A 7,314-nucleotide genomic window follows, 5' to 3' on the forward strand; every position below is an offset into this window, starting at 1 on the left:
GAGTGACATAAGTTTTTCAATTATATTTGCGAGTACTTTTTTTAATAAACATATTATAATTATTACCACTTAAAATAATAAAAGATAAAAAATAATATATTTCATTATAATGAAAAAAAGTACAATTTCAAGAGAAAATACAATAATAATCGCCACTACAAAACTAGCTATTTTTTGTTTACAAAGATGGGTTTAAACTTTCTAGTACAATTAAATCTATATTAGATTGAAAATAAAATAAAAATCTATATAATATATATATATATTTTATATAATTAAATATTAATTAAATTAAATGGCAAGAACTAATAAAAAATGAATTGCTGCAAAGAAAGCACAGCTTGCAAAACAAGCTGGTAGATTGAAATGACAAAAAAGATTTAATTATCCCAAAAGAAATTTATCAATAGAATTAGCAAAAGAATTATCTGTTGTATGAGCAAAAATGAATCCAGCAGGTAGAGAATACAATTGGTTTTTGAGAGGTAGGAAAATATGTTGGGAAACATGACTTAGAGTTGATCCAGATGGTTATAGATTAGTAAGATTACCAAGTGGTTGATTAGAATTTGTTGAAGTACCAGTTTCTGGTTGGGTAAGAAAAAAACTTAGAAAAAGATAAATTTTTAATTTTATAATTAATTTTAAATAATGTTTAGAACTCATAAATCTTGAGAAATAGATGAAGGTTTTGTTGGACAAAAAATAACTCTTGCAGGTTGGGTAAATTCTGCTAGAGATCATTGATGAGTTATTTTTATTGATATTAGAGATAGATTTTGAATAACTCAAGTAAAAGCTGATCCTGATACAGTTTCAAATGAAGTTTTGCAAGTTGCTCATTCATTAAAAGATGAATTTGTGATACAAGTTATTTGATTAGTTAGTAAAAGACCAGATTGAACATATAATCCAAATATTACTACTTGAAAAATAGAGTTAATACCAGATGAAATAAAAATTTTATCTAAATCGGATGTATTGCCTTTTCAAGTTTCTGAACAGAGTAATGTTGGTGAAGAAATTAGAATGAAATATCGTTATTTGGATTTGAGAAGAGAAAATATGAAAGATAATATTATTACAAGACATAATATGACAAAAAAAATATTTGATTATCTTGTAGATAATGATTTTTTGTATATAGAAACTCCTTCTTTGATAAAAAATACTCCTGAATGAGCTAGAGAATATATTGTTCCTAGTAGAAATAATCCTGGTGAAGCTTATGTTTTGCCTCAATCTCCACAACAACTAAAACAAATGTTGATGTTAAGTTGATTTGATAGATATTTTCAGATAGCTAGATGTTTTCGTGATGAAGACTTGAGATGAGATAGACAACCAGAATTTACTCAAATAGATATAGAATTAAGTTTTGCTGAACAAAATGATATTATAGATATAATATCTAATCTTTTTGGAGAATTAACAAAAGAATTATTTGATAATAAATTAATAAATGATGAAATTCCTATAATATCTTGGGAAGATGTTATGAACAGATATTGAATTGATAAACCAGAATTGAGAACTAAAGAAATGCAAATAATAGATATATCAGATATAGCATCTAAATCAGATCTTAAAGTTTTTGGTGATGTTGTAAATAAATGATGAGTAATAAAATCTATGGTGGTAGATTCTATTTTTACTAGAAGTCAAATAGATAAATATACTTCTTTACTACAAGAAAAATGAGCTAAATGATTGGCATATATTATTTGGGATGAAGAATGACCAAAATCACCTATTTTGAAATTTTTTTCTGATGATTTACAAAAAGAATTATTTGAAAAATTATGATTATCAAAATGAAAAACAGCTTTTTTTCAAGCAACAGATTGGCTTTTAGCAAATGAATATTTATGATATTTAAGAACAATACTTATTAGAGACTTAGAACTTACTAAATGAAAAGAAAATGAACTTAATTTTGCTTGGATAGTTGATTTTCCTATGTTTGAAATTGATGAAGAAACTTGAAAATTTGCAAGTATGCATCATCCTTTTACTAAACCAAAAGAAGAATTTGTACCTTTCCTTAAAGAAATATGACAAAAATTGAAATTATGAAATAAATTAACTGAAGAAGAAAAAAAGCAAGTCTTGAATGTAAAAGCTGATGCTTATGATTTAACACTTAATGGTTATGAAATAGCAGGTGGTAGTGTGAGAATATATGATCAAGAATTACAAGAGACAATATTTTATATATTGTGAATGAATGAAACAGAAATTGAAGAAAGATTTGGACATATGACTCAAGCATTTAAATATTGAGTTCCTCCTCATGCAGGTATAGCTATATGATTTGATAGAGTAGTTATGATTTATCAAAATATGCCAAATATAAGAGAAGTAATACCTTTTCCAAAAACTCAAAAATGAGAAGATTTATTGCTAAATTCTCCTTCTCAAATTGATGATAAATTATTAAAAGAATTATGATTACAAGTTAAAAGAAAAAATAAATAATAATTAAATTTGGGGATAAAATAAAGTATAATTGATTTATCTTTTTATAATTTTCATAAAAAATATGATTAAATGAGTTTCTTTATTTGCAAATGTATGAATAGCAGAGTTTTATTTAAAAGAACTTTGAATTGATATTGTTGTTGCAAATGAATTATTACAAAAAAGATGTGATTTATATACTTATTTTTATCCTAATTCAAAAATAATTTGTTGAGATATAACAAAAGATGAAATATATTATAAAATTTTGGAAAATGCTTTAATACAAAAATGTAATTTTGTTATAGCAACACCACCTTGTCAATGAATGAGTGTTGCATGAAAAATGAACGAAGATGATCCAAGAAATAGTTTTAAATATGCCAAAATTTAATATAAAAATTGATTTTAAAGTTTATGAAACTAAACACTTGAATAGAAAAATTAATTAAGATAAATTTTGATAGTTTTGCAAATTTACTTGTTTTAGAAAATATATGGATTAAAAAATTTAAATTACTTAAAATTGCAATAGAAAAAGGAAATAAAACATGGAAAAAAATTATTGAAAATAAAATAAAATTAGAAAAATTAGAAGAAGAAATGAATATAAATATTGATAATTTTAAAGATAAAATTGAAAAAATAAAAGTAAAAACTCCAGAAGTTAAAATGTCTTGGGAAAAAATAGAAAGTGAAATAAAGAAAATTTAATTTTTTTAGTTATTATTTATTTTATTTATTGCTATATAATATATATTTTATAAATTAAATTAATTATACAAATGAATTTTTTTTCTGAATCTAATATACAAGAATTACAAGAAATGTTTTGGAAAAATTTTGAAAAATCTTTATTAGATTTGAAAAATAATGAACATATATATATATGACTTAGTTGATGAACTTCATTAAATTATTTTTATGAAAAAATATTAAAAAATTTTAAAAATATTGAATTTGAAATAAGAAAAAAAATAATTTTTGTTTTTGTAGATGAAAGAATAGTTTCTTTAAATCATAAAGATAGTAATTATAAACAAATAAAAGATTTTTTTTTATGAAAATTAATTGATCAAAATCTAATTAATCAAGATCAAATTATTTCAATAAATTATGATATAGAAAATATAGCTGATGATTATTTTTCAAAAGTTCCTTATATAGATATATCTTTAATATGAGTTTGAGAAGATGGACATATTGCTTCACTTTTTCCAAAACATATTTTGTTGCAAAGTAAAGAAAAAAAATATTTATCAATAAATGATTCACCAAAAAAACCTTCTCACAGAATTACTATTTCTCCTGAAATGATAAAAGATATTAAATATTGATTTATATTTTTTATGTGAGATGCTAAACAAAAAGCTTTAAATAATTTCTTTGATAATAATCTAATTTATAAAGATTGTCCTGCCAAATTAATAAATAATACTAAAAATGTATTTTTATTTACAGATTTGAAATTATAATATTTTAATTATATAAATTGATAATTTAATATGCTATTTGATATGGTAGAAGAGTATGATAAACAAAAAATGGATTTTCTTATAAATCTACGGGAAAAGTCTATAGAAAAATTAGTTACTGTTCAAGATAGCAAAAAAATTATTTCTTTTTTAAATAGGGCTTGAATAATTTGAATAGATGAAAAAAAACAAATAGTTTATATATGAGTTCCAAACGAATTTGTATTATCTCAAGCAAAAAAATTTTTTAAAAAACATTTTGATAATGTTATCAATGAAATATATAATAATAGTTATAAAGTTGATTTTATTGTATACTGAAAATTTCAAACTTGAAAACATAAACTGCAAAAAGATATAAAAAAAATATTAAATATAAAAAAAAATTGAATCAGATTTTCCCAAAACTATAGATAATAATACAAAAGAAGTTTTAAAAAATAATTTTGGTATATTATTTGATCCTAGATATAGATTTGATAATTTTATAGTAGGATGAAGTAATCAACTTGCATATTCTGCATCTTTTTCTATTGCTGAAAATCCTGGTAAAGTATATAATCCATTTTTTATATATTGAAATGTATGACTTGGTAAAACACATTTATTACAATCAATTTGAAATTATACTATATCAAATTTTAAAGATAAAGTAGTTGTATATTTGCCTACTAGTAAATTAATTGATGAAATAGTTGAAAATATTAGAAAAAATACTATTAATAATTTAACAAAAAAATTGGATGAAGTAGATGTTTTAATATTAGATGATATTCAATTTTTGGCAGGAAAAGATAAAACTCAAGAAATCTTTCATAATATATTTAATGATTTTTATTCCAAAAAAAAGCAAATAGTTTTATCTTCTGATCGTCCTCCAAAAGAACTTGATTTGTTGGAAGCAAGACTTAGAAGTAGATTTTGAATTTGATTAGTAACTGATATAAAAAAACCAGACTTTGAAACAAGAATGGCTATAATTAACTCAAAATTGAGAGAAAAATCTGAATATTTGGAATATGAATATATAGAAATAATTGCTAAATATGTAAAAGATAATGTAAGAGAAATTGAATGAGCTGTAAATATAATGTTAACTAGGAAAAATTTATTGTGACAAGATTTGACAGAAAAAGATATATATGATTGACTAGAAATATTGTGATACAATGTATGAAAAGAAAGTTTACAAGATGCAAAAATTAAGGATGCTGATACTATGAATAATAAAAGTTATAAATCATTTGCTAAAATATTGGAATATATAGCTAATTATTATAGTATATCTATCTCTGATATAAAATGAAATTCAAGAAAAAAAGAGGTTAGTGTAGCTAGACAAATGCTTATGTATATAGCAAAAAAACATTATTGATGGACTTTGGAAAAAATTTGAACTTATTTTGGAGGTAAAAATCATGCCACTGTAATATATGCAATTAAAAATTTTGAAAAATTATTGAAAAGTAATACTACAATATACAATGATTATCATATAATAATACAAGATCTTGTATAAAAAAACCTACCGTAAATATCGGTAGGTTAAAAAATTGTATGAATATAATTTATTTATAAGTTTTTACTTTTGAGTTGTAAGAAAGTTCCAAATAAAATTGGAACATAGGATCATTGAATTGCTGTATCAAAATGTTTAAACTTATCCAAAAATAAATCATAGTATAAATTGTCCTCATATTTATTACCAAAAGTTGTATAACTATAAAGATTTAATACATAAAATCAAGTTTAAAATGAAAAATTTAATTTTTGATCAGGAAAAATTAGAAGAATTTAGAAAAAAAAATAAATTACAACCATTTAGAATTAAACAAATTTATCAAGAAATATTTAAAAATTCAAATATTGATTTTTGAAATTGTACAAGTTTATCAAAAGAATTAAGAGAAAGTTTAGATAAAAATTTTGAAATATTATCAATTAAAATTAAAGAAATAATTGAATGATATGAATCTACAAAATTTTTATTTGAAACAAAAAATTCAAAAACTTTTGAATCTGTATTAATGTATCATTGGCATACAAAAAATAATTGAGATAAAAAAATAAATAGAATTACTTTATGTGTTTCTTCTCAAGTAGGTTGTGCAGTAGCTTGTATTTTTTGTGTTACAGGTAAACTTGGTTTTTTGGCAAATTTGCTTTGGGAGGAAATAATATGACAATTACTTTTCGCAAATAATTATATAAAAAATAAATTTTGAAAAAAAGATGATTGAACTTATCATAAAGTAAGAAATATTGTTTTTATGTGAATGTGAGAACCTTTATTAAATTATAATAATGTAAAAAAATCAATTGAAATAATGCTTGGTCAATGATATTGATTTAGTTTATCCAAAAGACATATTACAATTTCTACATCTTGAATTATACCTTGAATACAAAAAATGATAGATGATAATATTGAATCTATGCTTGCTATATCTTTGCATGCACCAAATCAAGAACTTAGAGAAAAATTAGTGCCTATATGAAAAAAATATAAATTAAATGAATTAATTTATATTCTTGATAATTATTATAAAAAAACAAAAAATAGAATTTTTTATGAATATATAATGATAAAAGATATGAATGACCTTTCTAAAAATGCTATAGAACTTTCAAAATTATTGAAACATCAAAATTGTCATATAAATTTGATACCATATAATGAAAATCCAGCAATGCCAAATTTACAGGAAACTGAAACAAGTAGTATATACAAATTTAAAGAAATACTTGAAAATAATTGATTGACAGTTACCGTGAGAACTAATATGTGAAGGGAAGAAAAATCAGCTTGTGGACAATTATGATGGGAAAATATAGCTAAATGATAAATTTATTTTTTATTTATCTAATTTTTTCTTCTTTTTTATTTTATATTTTTTCATTATTCTTTCTGATTCGTTATTTTTAATATTTTCTTTTTCATTTTTTTTATTTTTTGTTTTATTAGTTGTTTTTTCATTAACTTTAGTAAAAGTAATATTTCACGATTTATTTTTAATATTATCAATTTTATTTTTAATATCATCAGTTTTCTGTTGAGTTTTTTCTTTTACAGAATCAAATTTTTCTTTTGAATTATTTTTAGTATCATCAATTTTATTTTTAATATCATCAGTTTTTTGTTGAGTTTTTTCTTTTACAGAATTAAATTTTTCTTTTATATTATTTGTAGTATCAAAAAACTTTTCTTGAATATAAGTAAATTTTTCTTTTATAGATTCAAATTTTTCTTCTGCATTATTAGAATTAGTTTTATTAGAATCATCTAAATTAGAATTAGTTTTATTAGAATCATCTAAATTAGAATTAGATTTATTAGAATCATCTAAATTAGAATTAGTTTTATTAGAATCATCTAAAT

The 7,314-nt window shown here is 21.4% G+C and carries 8 protein-coding genes and 1 pseudogene; 8 read left to right on the forward strand and 1 reads right to left on the reverse strand.

Translation table 25 applies throughout. From position 1 onward, the window contains the following. The first annotated feature begins 295 nt into the window (after positions 1–295). The 8 genes and pseudogenes from VAMP_RS03785 (at position 296) to rlmN (ending at position 6,781) form a co-directional block, all read left to right on the forward strand. On the forward strand, positions 296–622 hold the full coding sequence (locus tag VAMP_RS03785; protein ID WP_213349480.1) for a hypothetical protein: 327 nt from the start codon (positions 296–298) through the stop codon (positions 620–622). Between the two features lie 29 nt (positions 623–651). Next, positions 652–2,478 (forward strand): aspartate--tRNA ligase, encoded by a 1,827-nt coding sequence (gene aspS, locus VAMP_RS03790; RefSeq protein WP_213349483.1) that lies wholly within the window; start codon positions 652–654, stop codon positions 2,476–2,478. 64 nt (positions 2,479–2,542) lie between these two features. Then, the gene (locus tag VAMP_RS03795; RefSeq protein WP_213349486.1) at positions 2,543–2,854 is read left to right on the forward strand and encodes a DNA cytosine methyltransferase; all 312 of its coding nucleotides are present in this window, start codon (positions 2,543–2,545) and stop codon (positions 2,852–2,854) included. A 23-nt stretch (positions 2,855–2,877) separates the two neighbouring features. Continuing rightward, entirely contained in the window at positions 2,878–3,174 is a 297-nt protein-coding gene (locus VAMP_RS03800) for a hypothetical protein (RefSeq protein WP_213349489.1), read from the forward strand. A 71-nt stretch (positions 3,175–3,245) separates the two neighbouring features. Continuing rightward, positions 3,246–3,935 carry a 6-phosphogluconolactonase gene (gene pgl / locus VAMP_RS03805; RefSeq protein ID WP_213349492.1) on the forward strand — a complete coding sequence of 230 codons (690 nt, stop codon included), beginning with the start codon at positions 3,246–3,248 and terminating at the stop codon, positions 3,933–3,935. Positions 3,936–3,965: 30 nt separating this feature from the next. Next, positions 3,966–4,352, forward strand: coding sequence for a hypothetical protein (locus VAMP_RS03810; RefSeq protein ID WP_213349495.1), 387 nt, complete (start codon positions 3,966–3,968; stop codon positions 4,350–4,352). A gap of 55 nt (positions 4,353–4,407) precedes the next feature. After that, positions 4,408–5,454: pseudogene (dnaA, locus tag VAMP_RS03815) on the forward strand (chromosomal replication initiator protein DnaA); the annotation flags it as partial. Between the two features lie 235 nt (positions 5,455–5,689). Continuing rightward, on the forward strand, positions 5,690–6,781 hold the full coding sequence (gene rlmN, locus VAMP_RS03820) for a dual-specificity RNA methyltransferase RlmN (protein ID WP_213349497.1): 1,092 nt from the start codon (positions 5,690–5,692) through the stop codon (positions 6,779–6,781). 9 nt (positions 6,782–6,790) lie between these two features. On the opposite strand, the gene VAMP_RS03825 is transcribed toward rlmN, so the two are convergent. Then, positions 6,791–7,314: YtxH domain-containing protein (locus VAMP_RS03825; protein WP_213349500.1), on the reverse strand; the 524-nt coding region annotated here is incomplete at its 5' end.

Origin of the sequence: Candidatus Vampirococcus lugosii, from assembly GCF_018420025.1 — a bacterium.
Taxonomy (GTDB): Bacteria; Patescibacteriota; Gracilibacteria; order Absconditabacterales; family Absconditicoccaceae; genus Vampirococcus; species Vampirococcus lugosii.